This window comes from Bradyrhizobium sp. GW821-FHT12B03, assembly GCF_058807535.1.
The window spans coordinates 148,590-172,566 of sequence record NZ_JBXAQU010000014.1 but is presented as its reverse complement, the minus strand read 5'-3'; the positions used below and the strand labels follow the sequence as shown (position 1 = coordinate 172,566).

The following is a 23,977-nucleotide window of genomic DNA, read 5'->3' as shown; positions in this document are numbered from 1 at the left end:
GGGCTGTGGATTGCTTCGCTGCGCTCGCAATGACGAGGAGAGAGTTGCGTATCTCCCTCTAACACCGTGATCGCGGGGCTAATCGAGCCGCTCACTGCTCCGGTCGCGGCTCCGGCTGCGCCTCATCGGTGGGAAGCTTGGCGCGCTCCCAGCCGTCGGTGCCATCGGGATACCAGGCGATGTTGGAATAGCCGTAAGCCAATGCGCGCTTGGCTGCGTTCCAGGACATCCAGCAGTCGGCGAGGCAATAGATCACGAGCAGCGCGGCCTTGTTGCCGCGCGACGCTTGCACGAGGCCGCGCTGGAAATAGTCGTCCATGGCCGGCGGCAACGCGCCGTAGCCGGTATCCGGCAGCCACGTGCTGCCCGGAATGCTTCTGCGCGGCGCATCGCGCCAGACGGTACCTTCGGGCAGATTCTTCGGCCGCGGCGGACGCGGCAGCACATCGATGAACGCGCCGCCCTTCGCGCGCCAGATCGCCTCGGCTTCCGCCGTGGTGAGCACGCGCGCGCCGGCGAGCGTCGCCGGTACCGGCGCGCGGTAATTGTCGGAGCGATAGCCCTCGGGCTCGAACGGCTCCTGCTGCTGCGCGAATGCCGGCGCCGCGAGGACAGCGGCAACCAGCGCAGCGGCAACGCGCCGCCTCATGGTGCCTTCTTGGCCGTCTCCGCACCGAGCGGCCGGTCGCTCTCGTCCAGCAGCGGCACGCCGAAGTCGAGCAGGATCTTGTTGATCTCGCCCTGGTTCTCCTGGATCAGCTTGTTGAGCTGCCGCTTCCAGTTCTGGTCGGCCGGACGCACGCCCATACCGATGCGATAGACCAGCTTCGGCCCGGTGGTTTCCTTCACCAGCGGCGTGACGTGGAGCGAGCCGGCCTTCTTGGCATAGAAACCGGCCATCGGTCCCCACAGCACGCCGGCGTCGATCTTGCCGGCAGCGAGGTCATCGATCATCGCCTGCGCGGAATTGTCGAAGCGCGTGTCGATCATCAGCGGATAGGGCTTGGCGTCGCCCATCAGGCCTGCGATGGCCATGTTGGTCGCCGGCGGCGTGCCGGCGACGATGCCGACATGCTTGCCCTTGAGTTTCGTGTCCTCCAGCGTGTCGACGTCTTCGAGACCGCTGCCGGCCTTGGCGACCAGCGCATAGGTCGTGCGGTAATAGGGATTGGTGCCCTGCACGAGGTCGTCGCCTTGCGGAAAGCCCATGATGACGTCGCAGCGATGCGCGCCCAACGTCATCCGCACGAAGCCCGTGGCCTGCGGGAAGAAGACGTAGTCGAGCTTCTTTCCGAGCTTGTCGGCGAGCAGCTCGGCGAGCTTGTTCTCGAAGCCCTCGCCCTTCTCGTTGGAGAACGGCAGATTGCGCGGGTCGGCGCAGACGCGCAGCACCTTCGGATCGACCAGCTCGAACGAGAGGTCCCCGGTCTCGCTGGTCTGCGCCATGGCGACGTCGCCCAGCGCACAGGCCGCAACCAGGACCCACAGTGAAACCAACCAGCGACGATGTCGTCCGGCCTCCGTCATCGCGCTTCCTCCTCGTTTTGTTTGAATGTTATCCATGCAACGCATGACGCGCCATGTTTTGCCAAACTTTGTGCTGGCTTCCCTTGCTGCAGTGCAATGCGGCAAACCCTTTGAACTGAGGCGGAAAAGTGTCTCACATCGCTTCAATGATCGCAGCCCTGGCCCTGCTCGGGATGGCGACGCTAGCACGCACTGAAGCAGCCGAATTGCCTGTGAGCGAAGTCGCGCCGGGAATCTTCGTACACTCCGGGGCCATCGCCCTGATGACCCGCGAGAACGAGGGCGACATCGCCAATGTCGGCTTCATCGTCGGCGAGGACGCGGTGGCCGTGATCGACACCGGCGGCAGCCTGCGCGAGGGCGAGGCGCTGCTGGCGGCCGTGCGAGCCCGCACCAAGAAGCCGATTCGGTATGTCATCAACACCCATGGCCATCCCGACCACGTCTTCGGCAACTTGGCCTTCGTTGCCGACGGAACCAGCTTCGTCGGCCACAGCCGGCTACCGCAGGCGCTGGCGACGCGCGGGTCTTACTATCTCGACAATTTCAGACGCATCATGGGGGCCGAGTTGATCGATCCCGTGAAGATCGTACCGCCCACCCTGCTCGTTTCCGACACGATGACGCTCGACCTTGGATCGCGCCGCCTGACCTTGCGGGCCTGGCCGGCCGCACACAGCGACAACGATCTGACGGTGTTCGACGAGACGACCAAGACGCTGTTTACGGGCGACCTCGTCTTTAACCGCCACATTCCGGTCATGGACGGCAGCATCCGCGGCTGGCTCGCTCTCCTAAGGGAACTGGAGATCATTCCGGCAACCCGCGTCGTTCCCGGTCACGGCCCCGTGAGCGAGTGGCCCGCGGCGCTGGCCGATGAACGACGCTATCTCACGACGCTGCTGGCCGATGTCCGCGCGCTCAACAAGAAGGGCGAGCCGATCCGAGCCGCCGCGGACAAGGCAGCCGAATCGGAGCGGACGCACTGGCAGCTGTTCGACGACTACAACGCCCGCAACGCAACCGCAGCATTTTCAGAAATTGAATGGGAGTAACGGACGCGCTACGCTCACCGCGACGCTGACCCGGACTGCTTCGTCCGCACGGGACCACGACCATGACGGGATGCATACGCCGCCTGCCCCTGATCGCCCTGCTCCTCGGCATCGTCTTCGCGGTGCCCGCCCGGGCCGAAGAGGCCTACGATCCCTGGCCGGGTCTGGTGCAGGACATCTTCAGCAACCGTCCGATGAACGACGGCGCCGACGTGATCGGCATCGAGATGCCGTATCGCGCCGAGGACGCCGCCATCGTGCCGGTGACCCTGCGCAGCAAGCTCTCGCCGGGCGACGGCAGGCGCATCCGTTCGATCACACTGGTCATCGACCGCAACCCGGCGCCGATGGCGGCGAAGTTCGAGCTCGGACCGGATGCCAATGTCAGCGAGATCTCCACGCGTGTCCGCGTCAACAACTACACCGATGTGCATGCTGTCGCCGAGCTCAGCGACGGCCAGCTCTACGTCTCGAAAGTCTATGTGAAGGCCTCCGGCGGCTGCTCGGCGCCTGCAGGAAAGAACGTCGAGGAAGCCAAGAACCGGCTCGGGCAGATGCGCTACCGCCAATTCGCGCGCGAGGACGCGCCGGCGAGCCGCGTCCGCGAGGCACAGATCATGATCGGTCATCCCAACAATTCCGGCCTTCAGATGGACCAGGTCACGCAGCTCTATATTCCGGCCTTCTTCGTCAACCAGCTGAAGCTGACGCAGGACGACAGCCCCGTGCTGTCGATGGAAGGCGGCATCTCGATCTCCGAAGATCCCAATCTGCGCTTCACCTATGTGTCGAACGGCGCAAAGCGCTTCCGCGCCGAAGCCAAGGACACGGATGGGCACGTGTTCCGCAATGAGTGGGACGTGGAGAAGCCGGGGACGTGATCCCCAGCCGTCATGGCCGGGCTTGTCCCGGCCATCCACGATCTTAGGTGCCGTCAAGACGTAGATGCCCGGGACAAGCCCGGGCATGACGAATACGGTCAGCGTGCGGCCAGCCGTTAGAAGCACCTCACCTCGGCTTCCGCCTGTGCGCGCCTCAGATCATTCACTGCCGAGTTCGCCTGCTCAGACGTGCGGAACTGGACGCCGAGATTGCCGCGGACCTGGGACATGCTGAGCGCAGTCTCGGCGGTGACGTAGCGCTCATAGGTGACGATCGAGGCGACCACGTCGATCGAGCAGGAACATTGCTCGATCGCGGCGCGTGTCTCACCATTGGCCTTCATGCAGCCATAGACGTATTCTGCGCGCGCCGACGTCGGATAATCATTGGCCTCCCCGGCGCGCGCCGTGGACACGGTCGCCGCCAGCACCACCAATGCGGCGACAATCGGTCGTAGCTGTCCCGCCAGATTCATGAGCGTCCTCCCGCTGGTTGCGACGAAAGCTATGCTATGCGTATTGTCCTGAAAAGCATTCTATCTGAGGAAACGGCTCACAAGGTGATGAGAGCACTTGGTCGAACATTGGCGCTCGCGGCGACGCTGGCACTGACACAGGTCGCAAGCGTTAGCGCCGCGGATACCATCCGCCTTGCGGTGCAGAAGACCGGAACATTCTCCTGGGAGCTGGCCGCGATCCGGGCCGGCGGCCTCGACAAGGACGCCAACCTGGCGCTGGAGGTCACCGAGCTTGCGAGCCCCGAGGCCGGCAAGATCGCGCTGCGCGCGGGCAGCGCCGACATCATCCTGTCTGACTGGCTGTGGGTGTCGCGCGAGCGCGCGCTCGGTGCCAAGCTGACCTTCTACCCCTATTCCAGTGCACTCGGCGCGGTGATGGTGCCGGCGGCCTCGCCGATCAAGACGCTCGCCGACCTCAAGGGCCGCAAGCTTGCCGTCGGCGGCGGTGCGATCGACAAGAGCTGGCTGCTGCTGCAGGCGCGGATGAAGCAGGACGGCATCGACCTGAAATCGGAAGCGACCATCGTCTATGGCGCGCCGCCCTTGATCGCCGCCAAGGCGCTCGACGGCGAGATGGATGCCAGCCTCAACTTCTGGAATTTCTGCGCTCAGCTCGAGGCCAAGGGCTTCCGGCGCCTCGCCGGCATCGAGGACATCCTGCCGCAGCTGGGCGCCAAGGGCGCGGTCTCCGCGGTCGGCTATGTCTTCGACGAGAGCTGGGCGGCGAGCCATCGCGAGGCCGTGGCACGCTTCATCGCGATGACCCGCAAGGCCAAGCAGTTGCTGGTTACCTCCGACGCGGCCTGGGAGAAGATCGCGCCACTCACCGGCACCAGCGATGCCGTCATGCTCAAGACCTACCGCGACCGTTATCGCGACGGCATTCCGCGCCGGAGCATCACTGATGAGGAAGCGGATGCGCGCGTGCTCTACCGCGTGCTGGCCGAGACCGGCGGCCGCGATCTGGTCGGCCCAGCGGCCGAGCTCGATCCCGGGACCTTCTATCACGCAGTCCCTGGAGACTGAGGTGCTGCGTCTGCTCTCGTTTGTCCTGTTCCTGGCGATCTGGTGGCTCGCGGCGCTGTTCGTCGGCGGCGCAAAGCTGCCCTCGCCGCCGGCCGTGCTCAACGTCATCATCGCGGAAGCCTCGAACGGCGCGCTGTTCCTGCATCTCGGCGTTACGCTGGCGCGCGTCGCACTCGCCTTCGTGCTGGCGATGTCGCTCGGCAGCGCCATCGGCTATTTGATGGGGCGGGTGAAGCTCGCCGACCGGCTGGGCGATCCCTGGCTGATCCTGCTGCTCAACCTGCCGGCGCTGGTCGTGATCGTGCTGGCCTATATCTGGGCCGGCCTGACCGAGACGGCCGCGATCGCGGCGATCGCCATCAACAAACTGCCGACCGCCATCGTCACCTTGCGCGAGGGCACGCGCGCGCTCGACCGCTCGCTGGACGAGATGGCAAGCGTGTTCGCAGTACCGCGCTGGCGTGCCTTCCGTCATGTCGTGCTGCCGCAGCTTGCGCCCTATATCGCGGCCTCGGCCCGCTCCGGATTGTCGCTGGTGTGGAAGATCGTGCTGGTCGCCGAACTCCTGGGACGGCCGAACGGCGTCGGCTTCGAGATCGGTGTTGCCTTCCAGCTGTTCGACACGCCGCGCCTGCTCGCCTACTCCCTGACATTCGCCGCCGTCGTGCTCGTGATCGAGACGGTGCTGGTGCAGCCGTTCGAGGCCCGTGCAACAAGGTGGCGGCCCCGTGCGGCTTGAGGTCGATATCACAGGCAAGACGTTCAGGAGTGCCGCGGGCGAGACGCACGAGGTGCTGGCGCCGGTCAGGTTCGCGCTGCAATCCGGCGAGGTCGGCGTGCTGATCGGTCCCTCCGGCTGCGGCAAGAGCACGATGCTGCGCATCCTTCTCGGCCTCGACCGTGACTTTCACGGGACCATTGCGCGGCCACCGGACGCGCGGATCGGCATGGTATTCCAGGAGCCGCGGCTGCTGCCGTGGCGCTCTGTCGAGCAGAATGTACGCTTGGCTGCGCCTGATATCACCGACGCGAAGCTGTCGGAGCTGTTCAGGATCCTGGAGCTGGAGGCGCACCGCAGCCATTTCCCCGGCGAATTGTCGCTCGGCCTTGCCCGCCGCGTCGCGCTCGCCCGCGCCTTCGCAGTCGAGCCCGATCTGCTCGTGCTCGACGAGCCCCTCGCCTCGCTCGACGATGCGCTCGCAGGCCGCCTGCGCGACGAGATCGCGACGCTGGTGGCAAGCCGCCCCGTGATGACGCTGCTCGTCACCCACAGCATCGACGATGCGATCCGCCTCGGCGACCGCCTGTTCTTCCTGTCGCCGCGTCCCGCACGCATCGTGCAGGAGGTGCCGATTGCCGTTCCGCGCGCCGGGCGCAGCGAGGCCGAGCTTGGCCGGATCAGGGCGGAGCTCGCGGCCTTGCTGCTTGAATCGAAATGACAACTCGTGATCAACTGAACCAAACGAGAGCACCAGGGAGGTTCATCATGCGGCGTACGCTGATTGCGGTCGGCATTTTGTTGATTGCGATGCCGGGCGCAGCGCTCGCGCAGGCCAAGGGCAAGGGCATCAGGCTCTGGAATTTGACGACGGAGACGATCTCCGGCTTCCAGCTCTCGCCCGCGGGCAAGACCGACTGGGGCCCCAACCAGTGCCTGAACGACAAGGACAAGGAAGTGGACCACGACGAGCGGCTGCGCATCACCGGCGTCGAGCCCGGCCGCTACGATGCCAAGGTCAGCTATCCCAACGCGCGGCAATGCGTCGTCCGCGACATCGAGATCAGGGCGGACGCGGTGTTCTCGATCGCCGACAAGGATTTGAAGGACTGCACGAAGTAACGCCGGCGGCTCACGCCTTGTCGTTCGGATGCGGGTACTCGCAGCGCCAGCGCACCGCCTGCCACTTCGGATGCTCGCCGACCCATTGCGCGATATAGGGCGGCGCGGCCATCACACATTGCCTCGGCGACCCCGCATAGTTGAACACAATATGCTGCTCCTCGCAGGTCGCAGGCGAGAGCACCGCACACACAGTCACCACCAGGTCGATCGGGTTCATGCCGGGATCCTCGCGCAGGGACGCTGTACATTAGCACAAATGGATACGTCCCGAGGAGCCGGAAGTTTCAATCCAGCGTGAGGAAACCGCTCAGCTAGAAGTTAACACCGAACACCAGCCGGGCCTGGTGACGCTCGAAATTGACGAGGTCGAGATTGGCCCCCGTCCCGGCCGGACGGCCCCAGGCCTGCATGCTCCAGCTCAGGGTGAGGCGCGACGTCTCCGATAGCTGGAAATAGGCGGTCGGGCCGACGAACAGGGCCTGGCCCGAGAACTCGCCGAGGCCGATGCCCTCATACTGCCGGAAGTAGCGCAGCTCTCCGCCGAGCAGCATATTGGGCCGCACCCGCACAAGGCCGGCGAAGGCCGCGCCGATCGTGGAGCTTTTCTCGGACAGTCCGGCCACCTCGAAGCGCGCCCATTCCGGCTGATAGATCAGGTTGAGGGCCCCGATGGCGAAGTTCGGAATGAGCTCGCGGTCGAAGGCGAGCGTGAAGTCGGTGCCGTACATCCGCCCCTTCGCGCCAGAGGTCTCGTCGATGCGGTCGCCATGGAGCTCGGCGGCGACCGTCAATCCGAACGGCGCGCGCTCGCGGTCGAGCAGGCGATAGCGCAGGTCGAGCGAGGCGCCCTGGAAGTTGAACTGGCGGCGATCGTCAATATCGGGGACGCCGGTGATGTCGTGCAAACTGGCGGTGCCGCCGACCTCGACGCGAAAGTTCGGCAGCGGGACGACCTCGATCTCGACCTCCTGCTGGAGAGCGCGATAGGTCCCGCCGCCCCTGCCGAACCGCCCCGTCGTCTGGCTCTGGAATTCGCGCTCGCCGGGATTGCCGACATCGGTCCCGATCATGAAGCCGAAGATATGCTCGGTATCAAAACCTTCTTCGGCCCTGACGCCGGCCGGCGCGAGCGCAAGGCCGAACGCAACCGCCGTCCAAATGGTGTGGGCTCCAACGCGCATCGCGAACACTACCACGGCTTCGATGGCCTTCGCCACCGAAGCCGCGGCAGGTTCGTCAGTCTTACTTGCGCGAAGCGCAGGCGTACATGTTGATTTCCATGCCGACCGGCACTTCCACGATCTTCGGAGCTTTCCAAGCCATTCGGGGTCTCCCAAGGGATTGAGCGCGACATCGCGCGGGGCAAAACCTAGGGCTGCGTCAGGCACAGCGCAAGCCTGGAATCGGCGCGCCGACACAGCGAACTGTCGCATATCGCTCGCGAATTTCCCTCTCGGGCAAACCGTCTTCGCTCCCAGTCAAGCGCTGCTGCGCTCACCGCAACAAGCGCAACAGCGCGCGACCGGCGCGCGAGTTCAGCTCCTTCGCGTCAAGCGTTCCGTCCTTGTCCGGATTCGCCGCGTTGAAGCGCTGCTCGACCACGGACAGATATTCGTCGAGCGTGAGAGTCCCGTCGCGGTCGGGATCGGCGGCGGCGAGTTCTTTCGCCGTCAACCGTCCGCGCAATTCGCGCGCGTCCAGCGTGCCGTCGTGATCGGGATCGAGCTTTGCGAACAACGCGGCGGCCGCCTTCTTCACCTCGGCAAGATCGAGCGTGCCGTCATTGTCGGTATCGAGCATCTTGACGGCGTTGCCGGATGCCGACCACGCCGGACCCGACAACAATGCAGCCGTAAGCGCAAGTGCAACTGAGCGACGCGATATCATTCAGACCTCCCTGACCAAGAGCCCCGATTCGAGCCGGGATCAAAACAACATAAGTCCGCAAGCAAGCCCCGGTTCAAGTCCGGAATTGCAGTCCGCGCACTGCACAACTCGCGGAACCGGACTGCCCGAGCAGAACGGCCGAGCTGGCACCGCTCCACGTCACGGAATTTTTGCAGCGCCTGCGCACAAGTGAAAGCCGATTGTCAGGTTTCCGTAAGGTGACTGGCATCTGGCGTCCAACATATCGGCAGCGCACATTCGACTTTCGTATTGACGGGTTTTGCATTCGGGCGGAGTGTTGCGGTCGCAGCGTCAAAAGGCGCGCATATTGGGAGGAACGGATGAAACGCTTTGCGATGGCCGCGAGCCTCGTCATGCTTGCATCAACGTATGCAAGCGCCCAGACCACCGAACAGCTGGTCAAGGGTGCGACCGACACGTCGAACGTTCTCAACTACGGGATGGGCTACAATCTGCAGCGCTTCTCGACCCTGAATCAGATCAACAAGGACACGGTGAAAAACCTCGTCCCGGTCTGGAACTACTCCTTCAACGACGATCGCAGCGAGGAATCGCAGCCGCTGGTGTACCAGGGCGTGATCTACGTGACCTCGCACAACGCGACCATGGCGGTCGATGCCAAGACCGGCAAGCAGATCTGGAAGAGCAAGATCGAGTATCCCGCCGAGACGCCGCGCATCGTCTGCTGCGGGATCATCAACCGTGGCGCCGCGCTCTACGACGGCAAAGTGTTCCGCACCACCCTCGACGCCAACGTGATCGCGCTCGACGCCAAGGACGGCAAGGAGCTGTGGCGGCAGAAGGCGGCCGACATCAAGGAAGGCTATTCGATGACGGTGGCCCCGCTGGTCGCCGACGGCGTCGTCATCACCGGCATCTCCGGCGCCGAGTTCGGCACCCGCGGCTTCATCGACGGCTGGGATCCGGCGACGGGCAAGCATCTGTGGCGCACCCATTCGATTCCCTCGCCCGACGAGCCCGGCGGCGACACCTGGAAGGGCGACACCTGGAAGCTCGGCGGCGGCTCGACCTGGATCACCGGCTCCTACGATCCCGAGCTGAACACGGTCTATTGGGGCATCGGCAATCCCGGCCCGTTCAATTCGGCGGTGCGCCCCGGCGACAACCTCTACACCTGCTCCGTGCTGGCGATGGATCCCAAGACCGGCAAGATCAAGTGGCACTACCAGTTCTCGCCGAACAATCCGTTCGACTATGACTCGGTGGCCGAGATGGTCCTCGCCGACATGAACGTCGAGGGCAAGCCGACCAAGGTGCTGATGGATGCCAACCGCAACGGCTTCTTCTACGTGCTCGACCGCACCAACGGAAAGCTGCTCGCGGCCAATCCTTACGTGAAGGTGAACTGGGCGACCGGCGTCGACATGAAGACGGGCCGCCCGATCGAGACCGACGTCAGCAAGGACGCGCGCGAAGGCAAGAAGGTCACGGTCTATCCGTCGATCCTCGGCGGCAAGAACTGGGAGCCGATGTCGTTCAATCCTCAGACCGGTCTCGCCTACGCCAACACGCTCGCCTTCGGCGGCAAGTACAAGGCCGAGCCGGTCACCTTCAAGCAGGGTGAATGGTATCTCGGCATGGACCTCACCGATCCCTGGGAGTTCGGTGACGGCGCGCGCGGCCACCTGAAGGCGATCGATCCGATGACCGGCAAGGCGAAGTGGGAAGCACCCGCGGATATTCCGCGCTTCTCCGGCGTGCTGTCGACCGCGGGCGGCGTCGTGTTCACGGGCGCGCTCACCGGCGAGTTCGAGGCCTTCGATGCCGACACCGGCAAGAAGCTCTGGCAGTTCCAGACCGGCTCGGGCATCGAGGGACAACCGGTGACGTGGCAGCAGGACGGCGTGCAGTACATCGCCGTCACCAGCGGCTATGGCGGCGTCTATTCGCTGTTCTCCGGCGACGAGCGGCTTGCGAAGGTGCCGCCCGGCGGCTCGCTGTGGGTCTTTGCGGTCAAGCAATAGCCCCAGGCAAGATGCGGAGAGACATAACTCACAAGACGGCGGCGATCTTCGCCGCCGTCGCGGTGCTGACCGTCGCGCTTGCGGCGACCGTTCGCGCCGCCGATGACGCAACCGGCAATCCCATGCAGGCGCAGATCGACCATGGCAAGTCGACCTATGCCGAGAAATGCTCGCACTGCCACGGCCCCAATCTGATGAACTCCGGCGCCATCACACCGGACCTGCGCGCCTTTCCCGACGACAAGACGCGCTTCGTCACCACGGTGAAGAACGGCAAGAACAACAAGATGCCGCCTTGGGGCGACATCCTCAGCGACGACCAGATCGGGGATCTCTGGGCCTTCATCTCGAGCCGGAGGAAGCCATGAGGCACCGGCTCGCCGCCTGGAACCTCGCCGCGATCCTCGCGGCCACGGCCGCGCACGCGGCCGATGATCCCTTGAATGTCTGTCTCGACGAAGACCGGCCACCGCTCTCGATGCATCACAAGGGCAGGCCGGATTCCGGCTTCGACGTGCTGCTGGCCCAGGCGATCGCGGAGCGGATGGGGCGACCGCTGAAGATCCAGTGGTTCGAGAGCAAGCTGGATGAGGATTCCAGCCCGCAGCTCGAGGCCAACGCGCTGCTCTCCGACGGGCGCTGCTCGCTGGTCGGCGGCTATGCGCTGACGACGGATTCCCTCGTCAAGCCCGGCATGAAGACGGCGCGCTTGCCGGATTTCGCCGGTGCCACGCGCGAGGACCGGCGACGCCGCGTCGCGCTCGGCGTGCTCGCGCCAAGCCAGCCTTACGTCTACTCGCCGATGACGGTCGTGCTCGGGCCGAAGGCGAAGGGACGCAAGATCACCGACATCGGCGACCTCGCCGGGCTCCGCCTCGCCATCGAGAGCGGCTCGCTCGGCGATGCGATCCTGATGACCTTCGACAAGGGACGCCTGATCGACAACATCACGCATCTCGTCCCCGGCCGCGACAATCTCCTCGGCGCGCTGGCACGCGGCGACTACGATGCAACGCTGATCGACCTCGGCCGATTCGATGCCCATCGCGCTGCGCATCCGGACACCTCGATCACAGCGTCCGGCTACTACTATCCGATCGGCGCCAATCGCGGCTATGTCGGGCTTGCCGGCGACCTCGCCCTGATCGACGCCGTCAACAAGGCCCTGACCGAGCTCGCCACTGAAGGCAGGATCGCCGAATTCGGCAAGCAGGCCGGCCTCACTTACCTGCAGCCACGCGAGCCCGCGATCCTCGGCGATGTCTGGATGAAGATTATTCAGCGGTGATTCTGTTCATCATTCCGGGAGCGCCTGAAGGGCGAACCCGGAATGACGGCGGGTGTGGCTGGCGGCGTCCCACCTCGCATAATGCTGCCATTGATTCCGCCACGTGGTGAAGCCGTGCATCCCAGTGCCGCCAACCTGCGCGACCTCCTCTCCCGCGAAATCAGGACCGCCGAACTCCTTCGCGCCCTGATCGTCGTCGGTCCGATGGTGGCGGCCTATTTCATCGCGCGTGAAACGGCGCTGCTGAACCTGGGCCTGGTCGCCGTCTCGCTGCTCATTCCGGCGCTGCGGCTGCACCTGCCGCCGAAAGCGATCGCGTGGCACTATCTTGCCATCCTCGCGACCTTTGCCGCGCTCTTCCTTGCCGCCCCGATCAAGCCGCTCTTCGCAGTGCTGACGGCGCTCGCCGGTTTTCTGGCGGTGGCCGCGACGCGCTATGGCGAAGATTTGCGCTCTCCCGGCAATTGGGTGTTCATCCCCGCCGTTTATCTGGCCTGCGAGGTGCGGGAGGGCGTCAGCGCGTCCGAAGCGCTGCGCCACGCCGGCATGATCGTGGCGTCCTCTCCGATTGCGCTGGCGCTGGTCTGCGCCATCCGGATCTACGACCGGCCGCGGGCCGGCGATGCCGCGACGATCTCGTTCGGACCGCCTGCGGCCGAATGGTCTCTGCCCGCGCTCGCAACCGCCATGGCGGTCTTCGCGGCCGCCGCACTGGTCGAGATCCTCGACCTTGCGCAGGGACAATGGGTGATGTGGTCGGCCGCAAGCGTCGTGGTCGGCGATCTCACCGCCTCGACCGGCAAGCTGAAGCAGCGCGCGATCGGCGCGCTCGTCGGCGTCCCGCTCGGCTTCCTCGCCGGCATGGCGCTGCCGCAGAGCCGGGTCGGCTATGCGCTCGCGGTTCTCGCGGCCACCCTCACCCTGATCTCGTTTTCCCGCTACGTCGTCGGCTTCGGCCTGCGCTGCTTCTTCATTGCGCTGGCGGCCTCCTTTGCTGGCGGCGCCAGCGGGATCGCGGAGGAGCGTATCGCCAACGTGATGATCGGTGGCGCGTTCGGCCTGATTGCGGTCGCCCTGAGCGAGATTGTCTGGCAACGGGTGATGCGAAAGGGCCGATCGCCCGGATGACACGCGTGCGAGCGCGACGCCATCATACGAATGCGCCAATCTGTCTCGCCTGCCGCCCGTGGCAGGGACGGTGTGATGCAGTACCCTCGGCAAAAATCTGGGAGAGAATCATGTCCGCAAAATTCGATCGCCGCCGCTTCATCGCCGCGGGCACCACCGCACTCGCGATGCCTTTCGTGGCGCGCGGCGCCTCGGCGCAAGGCATCTGGCCATCGCGGCAGATCCGCATGATTTGCAGCTACCCGGCCGGCGGACAGACCGACCTGCTCGCACGCGCCTATGGCGAATTCATCTCCAAGCAGGTCGGCAAGACCGTCGTGATCGAGAACAAGCCCGGCGCCTCCGGCGCGATCGGCACGGCGGAGGTTGCCCGCGCCGAGCCCGATGGCCACACCATGCTGTGCTCGATCTCGACCACCTACATCATGAACCGGGTGGTGATGAAGAATCCCGGTTACGACATGGACAAGGATTTGACGCTCGTCAGCGTCATTCCCGGCGCCGGCCTTTTGCTGGTCGCGAACCCGAAGACCGGCGTCAAGACGCTGGAGGATTTCGTCGCTTTCGCGCGCAAGAGCGGCAAGGTCAACTTCGGCACCTACAGCGCGGGCTCGTCGCCGCACATGACGATCAACGAGCTCAACAAGCAGTACGGCCTCAACATCGAGCCGGTCCACTACCGCGGCGAAGCGCCGATGTGGACGGGCATGCTGGAAGGCACGCTGGATGCCGCAATGGGCAGCTACACGGCCGCGCAATCGGTCCTGCAAAGCGACCGCGGGACCGTGTTCGCCGTGCATTCGAAGAAGGTCGACGCGATCCCGGCCATCAAGACCCTGCCCGAACAGGGCGCGACGTCGAAATTCTTCACCGTGAGCGGGTTCACCGGCTGGGCGGTGCCGAAGGCGACGCCGCAGCCGGTGGTCGATCGCCTGGCCGATCTCTGCGTCGCCGCCAACAGCGACCCGAAAGTGAAGGAGGTGCTCGCGACCTTCGTGCTCGAGCCCGCGATCGGCTTCAAGGACACCAATGCCCTGTATCAGCGCGAGCTGCCGATCTGGATCGAGAGCGCGCGATCGCTTGGCCTCGAGCCGGCCTGAACCTTCGGACATGGCGCGGCGGGACAGCTTCCGCTGCGTGGCCCGGCATCCGACCAAAGCCTAAGTCGAAGTCGGCTACGGCATCCATTATCATGGGGGCTGCCGGAGAATCTCGGGGTCCGCAGAGAAGGGCCGACCGCATGACGCCAGATGCCATCGCCATAGCCGCCATGATCATCCTGCTGTTTCCGATGGGCTATTTCACGCTCGCTTCGCCCGCCTTCCTGCTGGTGAAGCTCGACATCCGGCCCGTCGCCCTGCTGCTGCGCGGCATGTTCAACGCCCATTTCCTGGTCATGGGCGTTGCCGGAATCATCGGGACGCTGGCTTTCCTCCTCGCCGGTCGGCTGCTCTTCGCCGCGGTCGTCGGCCTGCTTGCAGCTCTGGCGATTGGCGGGCGCCGCCGGTTCTTGCAGCGGATGGACGACCAGCTCAGCGCGAGTGACGCGGGCGACACCGAGGCGCCGCGTCGGCTGCGCCGGCTGCACTGGAGCGGAATGCTGTGCAACGCGGTCCTGCTCGCCGCCCTGCTGGCCAGCATTCCCTATATTGCGACGACGGCGTAAGCGCGCATTGGTCACCCGCCGGGGCTTCCCGGCGTGCGCTTAGTGCTCGTTGGCGGCCGCGGCGTTCTGCTGCGCCTTGTGGATCGAGGACGGCACCACGCCGAAATACTTCCGGAATACGCGGCTGAAATGCGATGAGCTGGAGAAGCCCCAGGAGAACGCGACGTCGGTGATGGTCTTGCCAGCGTGGGCCTCGAGCTCCTGGCGGCAGTTCTGCAAGCGGGCCTGCCAGATGTAGTCGCTCACCGTGGTGCCGCGCTCGGAAAACAGCATGTGCAGATAGCGCTTGGAGCAGCCGAGCTCGGCCGAGATCTGGTCGATGCACAGATCCGGATCGCGCAGGTGCTCGCGGATGAAGAACTGCGCGCGCACATACATCGCCTCGGGACCGACCCGATCGAACATCGTATCGGCTTCGCGCAGCGGCAGCAGCAACAGGTCGATCAGCGAATCGGCGACGCCGACCGCGCTGTTCGCCGACAGCTTGGCGGCCTCGTCGAAGGTCGCGTGGACGAAATCGTGGGCGATCCGCCCCGTCCCCGTCTTCGCCGACAATTTGCAGGCCGGCATTCGCTGCGATGGGAATCCGCGGTCGCGCAGCAGCGCTTTCGGCACGATCACGACGTCGTGGCGCGTGAAGGCGGGGCTGATGATCGAATGCGGGCAGGAGACGTCATAGGCGATGATGTCGCCCGGGTTCAGCTCGATGTGACGGCCTTCCTGCTCGAAATAGGACACGCCGTAGGTCTGGAAGTGGATCTTGATGTACGGGTGTTCGTTGGCCTTGGCGCGCGCCAGCGTATGCGCGATGCGATGCTGGCTGACCTCGATCTGACACAGCTTCAGGCGCGAGACCGAGGTGTAGTCGATGCGGCCTTCGAGCGAGGACGCCTCCAGCGGATCGACGTCGAAATGCCCACACAGGCTCGTGAGCCCGTCGATCCAGCTTTGGATCTGGCGCTTCGGCGTCATTCCGGTCGTCGAAAGCGTATGAATTGTGTCGGACATTAATCCAGCCACTGGTTTGATCCGGAAGTTCGACGCGAATCACGACCAGCGCTGCCGGAGCCCTCAGCCGAGATTGCGTGACGTTTACCTCGAATTTGAGCGGTCTTTTGCAACGAGCGCCATCGTTCCATTGCCACCCTTGAAATTTAATCCTCCGCCTTAGTTACAGCGCCGTCAAGGGGAACCTGAGCGTTGAACGCGGTCCGAAGGCGATGCGGAAACTGCTGAATTCGCTACTGCAAAATCAAAATGTTCGCGTCCGTGCGCTGTCAAGCAAACCGGCTTCTCTCTTGGGCAAGTTTCCCGATGACGAAGTCGTTAGGGATTGCAGCAGGAACAACAAGAACGGGCCGCTCCTGCACGTGGACCCGTGGCTCTCATCAGGAGGAGGAAACACCGCACCATCGTTTCTGGTCCCAATCGTGACCGCCCTGCACGAGCAGACGCCGGACGAGAAGCCCGGTGATTGAGCATTGCTTCGGAAACAATAAACGAGACCAACGGAGGAATAACTATGCGCAAGGTGCTACTGGCGACCTATCTTGGCTCCGCGGCGGCTCTCGCCGTCGGCAGCGCTTCAGCCAATGACGAGCTGATCAAGATGTCGCAGAACCCGAAAGACTGGGTGATGCCCGCGGGCGACTACGCCAATACCCGCTATTCCAAGCTGAACCAGATCAACGCACAAAACGTGGGCAAGCTCCAGGTCGCCTGGACCTTCTCGACCGGCGTGCTGCGCGGCCATGAAGGCGGCCCGCTGATCGTCGGCAACATGATGTATGTCCACACGCCGTTCCCGAACAAGGTCTACGCTATTGACCTTTCCAACGAGAACAAGATCGTCTGGAAGTACGAGCCGAAGCAGGACCCGAACGTCATCCCGGTGATGTGCTGCGACACGGTCAACCGCGGCCTGTCTTACGGTGACGGCAAGATCATCCTGCATCAGGCCGACACCAACCTCGTTGCGCTCGACGCCAAGACCGGCCAGGTGGCCTGGTCGGCAACGAACGGCAATCCCTCGAAGGGCGAGACCGGTACATCGGCCGCGCTCGTCGTCAAGGATAAGGTCCTGGTCGGCATCTCCGGCGGCGAATTCGGCGTGCAGTGCCACGTCACCGCCTACGACCTCAAGAGCGGCAAGCAGGTCTGGCGCGCCTTCTCCGAAGGTCCGGATGACCAGATCAAGTTCACCGCGGCCACCACCTCGCTCGGCAAGCCGGTCGGCGCTGACTCCAGCCTGAAGACCTGGCAGGGCGACCAGTGGAAGATCGGCGGCGGCTGCACTTGGGGCTGGATGTCCTACGATCCCGCTCTGAACCTCGTCTATTACGGGTCGGGCAATCCCTCGACCTGGAATCCGAAGCAGCGTCCGGGCGACAACAAATGGTCGATGACCATCTTCGCGCGCAACGCCGACACGGGCGAAGCCAAGTGGGTCTACCAGATGACGCCCCATGACGAGTGGGACTATGACGGCGTCAACGAGATGATCCTCTCGGATCAGCAAATCAACGGCCAGGCGCGCAAGCTCCTGACGCATTTCGACCGCAACGGCCTCGCCTACACGATGGACCGCGAGAACGGCGAGCTGCTGGTTGCCGAAAAATACGATCCGAAGGTGAACTGGACCTCCGGCGTCGACATGGACAAGAACTCGCCGACCTATGGCCGTCCGAAGGTGCTCGACGCAGCTTCGACCGACAAGGCGGGCGAAGACCACAACGTGAAGGGCATCTGCCCGGCCGCGCTCGGCACCAAGGACGAGCAGCCGGCAGCCTACTCGCCGGACACGCAGCTGTTCTACGTTCCGACCAACCACGTCTGCATGGACTACGAGCCGTTCAAGGTGAGCTACACCGCGGGCCAGCCCTATGTGGGGGCGACGCTCTCGATGTATCCGCCGCAGGGTGAAACCCACATGGGCAACTTCATCGCCTGGGACGGCAAGACCGGCAAGATCGTCTGGTCGAACAAGGAGCAGTTCTCGGTCTGGTCGGGTGCGCTCGCAACCGCCGGCGGCGTGGTGTTCTACGGCACGCTCGAAGGCTACCTGAAGGCGGTCGACGCCAAGTCCGGCAAGGAGCTCTACAAGTTCAAGACTCCCTCCGGCATCATCGGCAACGTCACGACCTATGAGAACGGCGGCAAGCAGTATGTCGCAGTGCTCTCGGGCGTCGGTGGCTGGGCCGGCATCGGTCTGGCCGCAGGCCTGACCGATCCGACTGCCGGTCTCGGCGCGGTCGGTGGCTACGCGGCCCTCAGCAACTACACGGCCCTCGGCGGTACGCTGACCGTGTTCTCGCTGCCCAACTAGGCCCGTCAGTATCGCTCCGGCGCGTGGATCAACTCCACGCGCCGGCTCGTCTCCATCGAACGCCTTCGAGGAAAATCTCTTGCGTAAAATCCGCTCTGTCATTGCCGCGATGATCTTCGTTGCGTCCGGAGGAATTGCTGTCGCGGACGGTCCGGGCGACCCGGCCGCCGTGAAGAAGGAAGACGACGGAAAGTGGCTCGATAAGGAAGGAAACCCGACCTACAAGATTTCAGCCGACGGCACCGTGGACTGGTTCACCTATTCCGGATACCGCCGCTATCACTCCGACTGCCACGTCTGCCATGGCCCGGATGGTATGGGCTCCACCTACGCCCCCGCGCTCAAGGACTCCGTCAAGACCATGAGCTATGGCGACTTCCTCGGTGTGGTCGCCTCCGGCCGCAAGAACATCTCGACCGCCCAGGAGAACGTCATGCCGGCCTTCGGCGACAACCCCAACGTCGCCTGCTACATGGACGATCTCTATGTCTATCTGCGCGCTCGCTCCACCGAAGCATGGGGCCGGCAGCGTCCCTCCAAGAAGGAAGAGAAGACGGAGGCCTACACCAAGGCGGAAGATGCCTGCATGGGCAAGAAATGAACGCTACGAGGACTGCCGGGGCCACGTCCTGGCGCCCTACGAGAATTTGAGGAGCTACCGATGAAGACACGAGCCGCCGTCGCTTTCGAAGCCAAGAAACCACTCGAGATCGTCGAACTCGATCTGGAAGGACCAAAGGCCGGCGAAGTCCTGGTCGAGATCAAGGCGACGGGCATCTGCCATACCGACGCCTACACGCTCGACGGCTTCGACAGCGAGGGAATCTTCCCGTCGATCCTCGGCCATGAGGGCGCCGGCATCATCCGCGAGATCGGGCCGGGCGTGAGCTCGGTGAAGCCGGGCGACCACGTCATTCCGCTCTACACGCCGGAATGCCGGCAGTGCAAAAGCTGCCTGAGCCAGAAGACCAATCTCTGCACTGCGATCCGCGCGACGCAGGGCAAGGGCGTGATGCCCGACGGCACCAGCCGCTTCTCCTACAAGGGCAAGCCGGTCTATCACTACATGGGCTGCTCGACCTTCTCGAACTTCACCGTGCTGCCGGAGATCGCGGTCGCCAAGATCCGCGAGGACGCGCCGTTCGACAAGAGCTGCTACATCGGCTGCGGCGTCACCACCGGCGTCGGCGCCGTGGTCAACACCGCGAAGGTCACGCCGGGCTCCAACGTGGTCGTGTTCGGCCTCGGCGGCATCGGCCTCAACGTGATCCAGGGCGCCAAGATGGCCGGCGCCGACAAGATCATCGGCGTCGACATCAACGACGCCAAGGAGGATTGGGGCCGCAGGTTCGGCATGACCGAATTCGTCAACCCCAAGAAGATCACGGGCGACATCGTCCAGCACCTCGTCGGCCTCACCGACGGTGGCGCCGACTACACCTTCGACTGCACCGGCAACACGACCGTGATGCGCCAGGCGCTGGAAGCCTGCCATCGCGGCTGGGGCACGTCCATCATCATCGGCGTTGCCGAATCCGGCAAGGAGATCGCCACCCGCCCGTTCCAGCTCGTCACCGGCCGCAATTGGCGCGGCACGGCTTTCGGCGGCGCGCGCGGCCGCACCGACGTGCCGAAGATCGTCGACTGGTACATGAACGGAAAGATCCAGATCGACCCGATGATCACCCACGTGCTCAAGCTCGAAGAGATCAACAAGGGCTTTGACCTCATGCACGAGGGCAAATCCATCCGTTCCGTCGTCGTCTACTAGCTCACCGCCATCACCCCAAGGAGGATCGTCCCATGACTGTTGCACTCCACCCATCGATCGACAACGGACTCAAACAGGGCAGCGGCAGCTTCGCCGGCGGCACGCTCGCCTGCAAATGCAAGGACCATCAGGTCAAGATCGGCATCAAGGGCGACGTCGCCCACAATCATGCCTGTGGCTGCACCAAGTGCTGGAAGCCGCAGGGCGCGACATTCTCCGTCGTCGCCGTGGTGCCCCGCCAGAACGTCACCGTGCTCGAGAACGGCGACAAGCTCCAGATCGTCGATCCCTCGGCGGTGATCCAGCGCCACGCCTGCAAGGCCTGCGGCACGCACATGTACGGCCGCATCGAGAACAAGAACCATCCGTTCTACGGCCTCGACTTCATCCATCCCGAACTGTTCCAGGAGCAGGGCTCGCAGGCGCCGCAATTCGCCGCCTTCGTCTCCTCGGTGATCGAATCCGGCGTCAAGCCCGAGCAGATGGCCGGCATCCGTTCACGGCTTAAGGAAATCGGGCTCGAGCCCTATGACTGCCTGTCACCGGCACTGATGGACGCGATCGCGACCCATGTGGCGAAGGCCAAGGCAGCCTGACGGAGGCAGCCTGACGAAAGCAGCTTGAACGAGGCGGCCCGAGCAGCGCCGCCAGACCCACGCCACGTCCGCTCGCTGGTCCCGACCAGCACCAGCGAGCCGGACGGAGGTGGTTTCACACGACCGCGGCGAAGCCCGCCGCTTCTGCACTCTGCGTCTATGAGGGCCACGCGCTCCCTCAGTCCTGGTCTCTGAATGACTGCGCAGGACCGCCCGCTTCCCGCTTGAAGTCCGCGGCTCCTGCGTTTCTCCCTCCCTCGACTGAGGTATCCTGCTTCGTCCGTACAGTCTTTCTGGCGGACGAAGCTTTTTTTGCGATCTGCCTTGCAGTTGCGCAATCGACGCGGCGCAATGCCGCGCCCTGCTTTTGACAAATCACTGAGGCAACCTGCTCACGTTGAGAACACCCGGCTGTGAATGCCGGGCCGGCCCGATCCCTGCTACGATCGCGCCGTCACGATGCCGCGCGAAGTTCAATCAAGCAAAAACAATACGGGAGGTATCGAGCACATCCAGACATCGCCATCAGCGCTCCTGCCTCCCTCCGGGATTTGCCCGCGCGGGACGACGGCAGAGACGCGGCGACGACGCACGAGCCGCAGCTGGCGTAAGCCGGCGCATTTGAATTCATGCTTATGAAGAGCGAGGGACGATCATGATCAAGGTAAAGATCAACGGCCAGGAACAGAGCTGGGACGGCGACCCGAATCTCCCGCTACTCTGGTTCCTGCGCGACGAGGCCGGGCTGACCGGCACCAAGTTCGGCTGTGGCCAAGCCCTGTGCGGCGCTTGCACCGTCATCGTCGACAAGGAAGCGGTACGCTCCTGCATCACGTCGGTCAACGACGTCGCCGGACGCGAGGTCACGACGATCGAAGGATTGCATCCGAACGGCGATCACCCGGTTCAGAAGGCCTGGCGCCAGGTCAACGTACCGCAATGCGGTTTCTGCCAGGCCGGCCAGATCATGCAGGCCGCGGCGCTCTTGATGGACAACCCGAAACCCTCGCACGACCAGATCCGCGAGGCGATGTCGGGCAATATCTGCCGCTGCGGCTGCTACCAGCGCATCGAGAACGCGGTCCATCTCGCATCGACGGGAGTGTGACATGAATTTCATCGACAGTCCCCGGAAGCTCCACAGCTTCGAAAAGAACATCCGCGTCGAGAAGGTCTCGCGCCGCAGCATCCTGAAGGGGCTCGGCGTCACCGGCGGCTTCGTGCTCGCCGCGCCCGTGATGTCGCGCCAGGCGTTTGCCTATGAGACCGGTGCCGGAAAGATGCCGCATGGCGTCGTGGTCGATCCGCGCGTGTTCGTTTCGGTCGCCCCGGACGGCATCGTCACCATCGTCGGGCACCGTTCGGAAATGGGCACCGGCGTGCGCACCAGCCTGCCGCTGATCGTGGCCGAGGAAATGGAGGCCGACTGGTCCAGGGTCAAGGTGCAGCAAGCCCATGGCGACGAGGTCAAGTTCGGCAACCAGGACACCGACGGCTCCCGCAGCACGCGGCATTACCTGATCCCGATGCGCCAGATCGGCGCCGCCGCCCGCACCATGCTGGAGCAGGCCGCCGCCAAGCGCTGGGGCGTGCCCGCGACCGAGGTCAAGGCCGTCAATCACGAGGTCGTCCACAGCGCCAGCGGACGCAAGCTCGGCTTCGGCGAACTCGCGGCTGACGCCGCCAAGGAATCGGTGCCTGCTGTCGAAGGCCTCAAGCTGAAGGACCCCAAGGACTTCCGCTATCTGACCAAGGGCCAGGTTGGCATCGTCGATCTCCACGACATCACCACCGGCAAGGCCCGTTACGGTGCGGACGTCCGCCTGCCCGGAATGAAATATGCCGTGATCGCGCGGCCGCCAGTGACCGGCGGCAAGCTGGTCAAGTTCGAGCCGGACGAGGCGCTGAAAGTCCCCGGTGTCGAGAAGGTGATGCAGGTGCGCGGCTGGCCCTGGCCCTCGAAATTCCAGCCGCTCGGCGGCGTCGCCGTGATCGCGCGCAACACCGGCGCTGCGATCAAGGGCCGCGACGCGCTGAAGCTCGTCTGGGACGACGGCCCGAACGGCAAATACGACTCCGTAGCCTATCGCAAGGAGCTGGAGGAGGCCTCCCGCAAGCCCGGCCTCGTCTTGCGCAAAGAGGGCGATGCGGACGCCGCGCTGAAGGGCGCCGACAAGGTGATCGTCGGCGAGTACTACGTCCCGCATCTGGCCCATGTCAGCATGGAGCCGCCGGTGGCGGTGGCCGACGTCAAGGGCGACAAGGCGGAGATCTGGGCGCCGGTGCAGAGCCCCGGCGGCACCCGCGAGGACGTCGCCAAGACGCTCGGCATTCCCGAAGCCAATGTCACCGTCAACGTGACCCTGCTCGGCGGCGGTTTCGGCCGCAAGTCGAAATGCGACTATGCGCTCGAGGCAGCGCTGCTGTCGAAGGAGCTCGGCGCGCCGGTGAAGGTGCAGTGGACGCGCGAGGACGACATCCATAACGGCTTCCTGCACACCGTCTCGGTCGAGCGGATCGAGGCCGGTCTCGACAAGAACGGCAAGGTGACCGCCTGGCGCCACCGCAGCGTGGCGCCCAGCATCGCCTCGACTTTTGCCGCCGGAACGGTGCACCAGGCGCCGTTCGAGATCGGCATGGGTCTCGTCGATATGCCCTTCGAGATCGCGAACATCTCCTGCGAGAATCCGGAAGCAGCCGCCTATACCCGCATCGGCTGGTTCCGGTCCGTCTCGAACATTCCCCGTGCCTTCGCAGTGCAGTCGATGGTCGGCGAGATCGCGCAGGCCACCGGCCGCGACCAGAAGGACATGCTGCTCGAGCTGATCGGCTCGCCCCGCATCGTCAAGCCCAACGTGAAGGACCTCTGGAACTACGGCGAACCCTATGACAGCTACCCGATCGACACCGCGCGCCTGCGCAAGGTGGTCGAGCTGGTCGCCGAGAAGGGCGAATGGGGGCGAAAGGTGCCGAAGGGCCACGGCCTCGGCATCGCGGTGCACCGCAGCTTCGTCAGCTACATCGCGACCATCGTCGAGGTGGCCGTCGACGACAAGGGCAAGCTGACCGTGCCGCGGGTCGACACCGCAATCGACTGCGGCACCTATGTCAACCCCGAGCGCATCGCCTCGCAGATCGAGGGCGCGGCGATCATGGGTCTCAGCCTCGCCAAATATGGCGAGATCTCCTTCAAGGACGGCAAGGTGCAGCAGAAGAACTTCGACGACTTCCAGGTCGTCAGGATCGACGAGTCTCCCGTGGTGACCAACGTCTACATCGTGCCGCCCGCACCAGGCACGCCGCCGAGCGGCGTCGGTGAGCCCGGCGTTCCGCCGTTCGCACCGGCGCTGATGAATGCCATCTTCGCCGCGACCGGAAAACGCATCCGCGCGCTGCCGATCGGCAAGCAATTGGAGGCGTGAGAAGAAAGCGCGGTAGAAGTCTATCGCGGCTGGGAACA

At 64.6% G+C, this 23,977-nt stretch carries 26 protein-coding genes; 18 read left to right on the top strand and 8 right to left on the bottom strand.

Annotated features, from left to right (window positions below):
- Positions 1–91: 91 nt before the first annotated feature.
- Both AC1RUR_RS25220 and AC1RUR_RS25215 read right to left on the bottom strand, forming a co-directional pair.
- A complete protein-coding gene (locus AC1RUR_RS25220) occupies positions 92–649 on the bottom strand; it encodes a PQQ-dependent catabolism-associated CXXCW motif protein (RefSeq protein ID WP_492848961.1) in 558 nt (185 codons plus the stop codon).
- On the bottom strand, positions 646–1,527 hold the full coding sequence (locus AC1RUR_RS25215) for a substrate-binding domain-containing protein (RefSeq protein WP_492848959.1): 882 nt from the start codon (positions 1,525–1,527) through the stop codon (positions 646–648). Before AC1RUR_RS25215 ends, AC1RUR_RS25220 begins: the two co-directional genes overlap by 4 nt.
- Positions 1,528–1,655: 128 nt before the next feature.
- Between AC1RUR_RS25215 and AC1RUR_RS25210 the strand changes: the two genes are divergently transcribed.
- Complete coding sequence (locus AC1RUR_RS25210) at positions 1,656–2,582, top strand: quinoprotein relay system zinc metallohydrolase 2 (protein WP_492848958.1); 927 nt, start codon at positions 1,656–1,658, stop codon at positions 2,580–2,582.
- Between the two features lie 62 nt (positions 2,583–2,644).
- Positions 2,645–3,463: a quinoprotein dehydrogenase-associated SoxYZ-like carrier gene (locus AC1RUR_RS25205; protein ID WP_492848956.1), complete on the top strand. Its 819-nt coding sequence runs from the start codon at positions 2,645–2,647 to the stop codon at positions 3,461–3,463.
- Between the two features lie 116 nt (positions 3,464–3,579).
- Here the strand turns inward: AC1RUR_RS25205 and AC1RUR_RS25200 are convergent, their stop codons facing one another.
- Entirely contained in the window at positions 3,580–3,939 is a 360-nt protein-coding gene (locus AC1RUR_RS25200; protein WP_492848954.1) for a hypothetical protein, read from the bottom strand.
- A gap of 87 nt (positions 3,940–4,026) precedes the next feature.
- On the opposite strand from AC1RUR_RS25200, the gene AC1RUR_RS25195 reads away from it, so the two are divergent.
- From AC1RUR_RS25195 to AC1RUR_RS25180, 4 genes are read left to right on the top strand one after another with little or no spacing between them, the layout of a single operon-like run.
- Positions 4,027–5,007, top strand: a complete 981-nt coding sequence (locus AC1RUR_RS25195) for an ABC transporter substrate-binding protein (protein ID WP_492848952.1) — start codon at positions 4,027–4,029, stop codon at positions 5,005–5,007.
- 1 nt (position 5,008) lies between these two features.
- Positions 5,009–5,746 carry an ABC transporter permease gene (locus AC1RUR_RS25190; RefSeq protein ID WP_492848950.1) on the top strand — a complete coding sequence of 246 codons (738 nt, stop codon included), beginning with the start codon at positions 5,009–5,011 and terminating at the stop codon, positions 5,744–5,746.
- Positions 5,736–6,446: an ABC transporter ATP-binding protein gene (locus AC1RUR_RS25185; protein ID WP_492848949.1), complete on the top strand. Its 711-nt coding sequence runs from the start codon at positions 5,736–5,738 to the stop codon at positions 6,444–6,446. Before AC1RUR_RS25190 ends, AC1RUR_RS25185 begins: the two co-directional genes overlap by 11 nt.
- Before the next feature lie 47 nt (positions 6,447–6,493).
- Positions 6,494–6,847 carry a hypothetical protein gene (locus AC1RUR_RS25180; protein ID WP_492848947.1) on the top strand — a complete coding sequence of 118 codons (354 nt, stop codon included), beginning with the start codon at positions 6,494–6,496 and terminating at the stop codon, positions 6,845–6,847.
- A 10-nt stretch (positions 6,848–6,857) separates the two neighbouring features.
- On the opposite strand, the gene AC1RUR_RS25175 is transcribed toward AC1RUR_RS25180, so the two are convergent.
- The 4 genes from AC1RUR_RS25175 to lanM all read right to left on the bottom strand — a co-directional run bounded on the left by AC1RUR_RS25175 (position 6,858) and on the right by lanM (position 8,737).
- On the bottom strand, positions 6,858–7,067 hold the full coding sequence (locus AC1RUR_RS25175; protein WP_492848946.1) for a hypothetical protein: 210 nt from the start codon (positions 7,065–7,067) through the stop codon (positions 6,858–6,860).
- A gap of 94 nt (positions 7,068–7,161) precedes the next feature.
- A complete protein-coding gene (locus tag AC1RUR_RS25170; protein ID WP_492848943.1) occupies positions 7,162–8,067 on the bottom strand; it encodes a DUF6662 family protein in 906 nt (301 codons plus the stop codon).
- A gap of 25 nt (positions 8,068–8,092) precedes the next feature.
- Entirely contained in the window at positions 8,093–8,173 is an 81-nt protein-coding gene (gene pqqA / locus AC1RUR_RS25165; RefSeq protein WP_008562446.1) for a pyrroloquinoline quinone precursor peptide PqqA, read from the bottom strand.
- A 171-nt stretch (positions 8,174–8,344) separates the two neighbouring features.
- Positions 8,345–8,737 carry a lanmodulin LanM gene (gene lanM, locus AC1RUR_RS25160; protein WP_492848941.1) on the bottom strand — a complete coding sequence of 131 codons (393 nt, stop codon included), beginning with the start codon at positions 8,735–8,737 and terminating at the stop codon, positions 8,345–8,347.
- Between the two features lie 341 nt (positions 8,738–9,078).
- Here lanM and AC1RUR_RS25155 point away from each other — a divergent pair, with 341 nt between their 5' ends.
- From AC1RUR_RS25155 to AC1RUR_RS25130, 6 genes are all read left to right on the top strand, one after another.
- On the top strand, positions 9,079–10,743 hold the full coding sequence (locus tag AC1RUR_RS25155) for a methanol/ethanol family PQQ-dependent dehydrogenase (RefSeq protein ID WP_492848939.1): 1,665 nt from the start codon (positions 9,079–9,081) through the stop codon (positions 10,741–10,743).
- A gap of 11 nt (positions 10,744–10,754) precedes the next feature.
- Positions 10,755–11,111: a c-type cytochrome gene (locus AC1RUR_RS25150; protein WP_492848937.1), complete on the top strand. Its 357-nt coding sequence runs from the start codon at positions 10,755–10,757 to the stop codon at positions 11,109–11,111.
- Complete coding sequence (locus tag AC1RUR_RS25145) at positions 11,108–12,031, top strand: substrate-binding periplasmic protein (protein ID WP_492848935.1); 924 nt, start codon at positions 11,108–11,110, stop codon at positions 12,029–12,031. Before AC1RUR_RS25150 ends, AC1RUR_RS25145 begins: the two co-directional genes overlap by 4 nt.
- Positions 12,032–12,145: 114 nt before the next feature.
- On the top strand, positions 12,146–13,159 hold the full coding sequence (locus tag AC1RUR_RS25140) for an FUSC family protein (RefSeq protein WP_492848933.1): 1,014 nt from the start codon (positions 12,146–12,148) through the stop codon (positions 13,157–13,159).
- 110 nt (positions 13,160–13,269) lie between these two features.
- The gene (locus tag AC1RUR_RS25135; RefSeq protein ID WP_492848931.1) at positions 13,270–14,259 is read left to right on the top strand and encodes a Bug family tripartite tricarboxylate transporter substrate binding protein; all 990 of its coding nucleotides are present in this window, start codon (positions 13,270–13,272) and stop codon (positions 14,257–14,259) included.
- Positions 14,260–14,399: 140 nt separating this feature from the next.
- Positions 14,400–14,825, top strand: a complete 426-nt coding sequence (locus AC1RUR_RS25130; RefSeq protein ID WP_492848929.1) for a hypothetical protein — start codon at positions 14,400–14,402, stop codon at positions 14,823–14,825.
- 39 nt (positions 14,826–14,864) lie between these two features.
- On the opposite strand, the gene AC1RUR_RS25125 is transcribed toward AC1RUR_RS25130, so the two are convergent.
- Entirely contained in the window at positions 14,865–15,833 is a 969-nt protein-coding gene (locus tag AC1RUR_RS25125) for a helix-turn-helix domain-containing protein (protein ID WP_492848927.1), read from the bottom strand.
- 514 nt (positions 15,834–16,347) lie between these two features.
- On the opposite strand from AC1RUR_RS25125, the gene xoxF5 reads away from it, so the two are divergent.
- The 6 genes from xoxF5 (at position 16,348) to AC1RUR_RS25095 (ending at position 23,939) form a co-directional block, all read left to right on the top strand.
- A complete protein-coding gene (gene xoxF5, locus AC1RUR_RS25120) occupies positions 16,348–18,150 on the top strand; it encodes a lanthanide-dependent methanol dehydrogenase XoxF5 (RefSeq protein ID WP_492848925.1) in 1,803 nt (600 codons plus the stop codon).
- 109 nt (positions 18,151–18,259) lie between these two features.
- Positions 18,260–18,751, top strand: a complete 492-nt coding sequence (locus tag AC1RUR_RS25115; protein ID WP_492849046.1) for a c-type cytochrome, methanol metabolism-related — start codon at positions 18,260–18,262, stop codon at positions 18,749–18,751.
- A 60-nt stretch (positions 18,752–18,811) separates the two neighbouring features.
- A complete protein-coding gene (locus AC1RUR_RS25110; RefSeq protein ID WP_492848923.1) occupies positions 18,812–19,921 on the top strand; it encodes an S-(hydroxymethyl)glutathione dehydrogenase/class III alcohol dehydrogenase in 1,110 nt (369 codons plus the stop codon).
- Positions 19,922–19,953: 32 nt separating this feature from the next.
- On the top strand, positions 19,954–20,517 hold the full coding sequence (gfa, locus tag AC1RUR_RS25105; RefSeq protein ID WP_492848921.1) for an S-(hydroxymethyl)glutathione synthase: 564 nt from the start codon (positions 19,954–19,956) through the stop codon (positions 20,515–20,517).
- 655 nt (positions 20,518–21,172) lie between these two features.
- Positions 21,173–21,625, top strand: a complete 453-nt coding sequence (locus tag AC1RUR_RS25100) for a (2Fe-2S)-binding protein (RefSeq protein ID WP_027546456.1) — start codon at positions 21,173–21,175, stop codon at positions 21,623–21,625.
- A gap of 1 nt (position 21,626) precedes the next feature.
- The gene (locus AC1RUR_RS25095; protein WP_492848919.1) at positions 21,627–23,939 is read left to right on the top strand and encodes a xanthine dehydrogenase family protein molybdopterin-binding subunit; all 2,313 of its coding nucleotides are present in this window, start codon (positions 21,627–21,629) and stop codon (positions 23,937–23,939) included.
- Positions 23,940–23,977: the final 38 nt, after the last annotated feature.

Excerpts from the sequence above, each read along its gene's own strand:
- AC1RUR_RS25220 (WP_492848961.1), bottom strand. The coding sequence starts at position 649 with ATGAGGCGGCGCGTTGCCGCTGCGCTGGTTGCCGCTGTCCTCGCGGCG.
- AC1RUR_RS25215 (WP_492848959.1), bottom strand. The coding sequence starts at position 1,527 with ATGACGGAGGCCGGACGACATCGTCGCTGGTTGGTTTCACTGTGGGTC.
- AC1RUR_RS25205 (WP_492848956.1), top strand. The coding sequence starts at position 2,645 with ATGACGGGATGCATACGCCGCCTGCCCCTGATCGCCCTGCTCCTCGGC.
- AC1RUR_RS25200 (WP_492848954.1), bottom strand. The coding sequence starts at position 3,939 with ATGAATCTGGCGGGACAGCTACGACCGATTGTCGCCGCATTGGTGGTG.
- AC1RUR_RS25195 (WP_492848952.1), top strand. The coding sequence starts at position 4,027 with ATGAGAGCACTTGGTCGAACATTGGCGCTCGCGGCGACGCTGGCACTG.
- AC1RUR_RS25180 (WP_492848947.1), top strand. The coding sequence starts at position 6,494 with ATGCGGCGTACGCTGATTGCGGTCGGCATTTTGTTGATTGCGATGCCG.
- AC1RUR_RS25175 (WP_492848946.1), bottom strand. The coding sequence starts at position 7,067 with ATGAACCCGATCGACCTGGTGGTGACTGTGTGTGCGGTGCTCTCGCCT.
- pqqA (WP_008562446.1), bottom strand. The coding sequence starts at position 8,173 with ATGGCTTGGAAAGCTCCGAAGATCGTGGAAGTGCCGGTCGGCATGGAA.
- lanM (WP_492848941.1), bottom strand. The coding sequence starts at position 8,737 with ATGATATCGCGTCGCTCAGTTGCACTTGCGCTTACGGCTGCATTGTTG.
- AC1RUR_RS25155 (WP_492848939.1), top strand. The coding sequence starts at position 9,079 with ATGAAACGCTTTGCGATGGCCGCGAGCCTCGTCATGCTTGCATCAACG.
- AC1RUR_RS25150 (WP_492848937.1), top strand. The coding sequence starts at position 10,755 with ATGCGGAGAGACATAACTCACAAGACGGCGGCGATCTTCGCCGCCGTC.
- AC1RUR_RS25145 (WP_492848935.1), top strand. The coding sequence starts at position 11,108 with ATGAGGCACCGGCTCGCCGCCTGGAACCTCGCCGCGATCCTCGCGGCC.
- AC1RUR_RS25135 (WP_492848931.1), top strand. The coding sequence starts at position 13,270 with ATGTCCGCAAAATTCGATCGCCGCCGCTTCATCGCCGCGGGCACCACC.
- AC1RUR_RS25130 (WP_492848929.1), top strand. The coding sequence starts at position 14,400 with ATGACGCCAGATGCCATCGCCATAGCCGCCATGATCATCCTGCTGTTT.
- AC1RUR_RS25125 (WP_492848927.1), bottom strand. The coding sequence starts at position 15,833 with ATGTCCGACACAATTCATACGCTTTCGACGACCGGAATGACGCCGAAG.
- xoxF5 (WP_492848925.1), top strand. The coding sequence starts at position 16,348 with ATGCGCAAGGTGCTACTGGCGACCTATCTTGGCTCCGCGGCGGCTCTC.
- AC1RUR_RS25115 (WP_492849046.1), top strand. The coding sequence starts at position 18,260 with ATGATCTTCGTTGCGTCCGGAGGAATTGCTGTCGCGGACGGTCCGGGC.
- AC1RUR_RS25110 (WP_492848923.1), top strand. The coding sequence starts at position 18,812 with ATGAAGACACGAGCCGCCGTCGCTTTCGAAGCCAAGAAACCACTCGAG.
- gfa (WP_492848921.1), top strand. The coding sequence starts at position 19,954 with ATGACTGTTGCACTCCACCCATCGATCGACAACGGACTCAAACAGGGC.
- AC1RUR_RS25100 (WP_027546456.1), top strand. The coding sequence starts at position 21,173 with ATGATCAAGGTAAAGATCAACGGCCAGGAACAGAGCTGGGACGGCGAC.
- AC1RUR_RS25095 (WP_492848919.1), top strand. The coding sequence starts at position 21,627 with ATGAATTTCATCGACAGTCCCCGGAAGCTCCACAGCTTCGAAAAGAAC.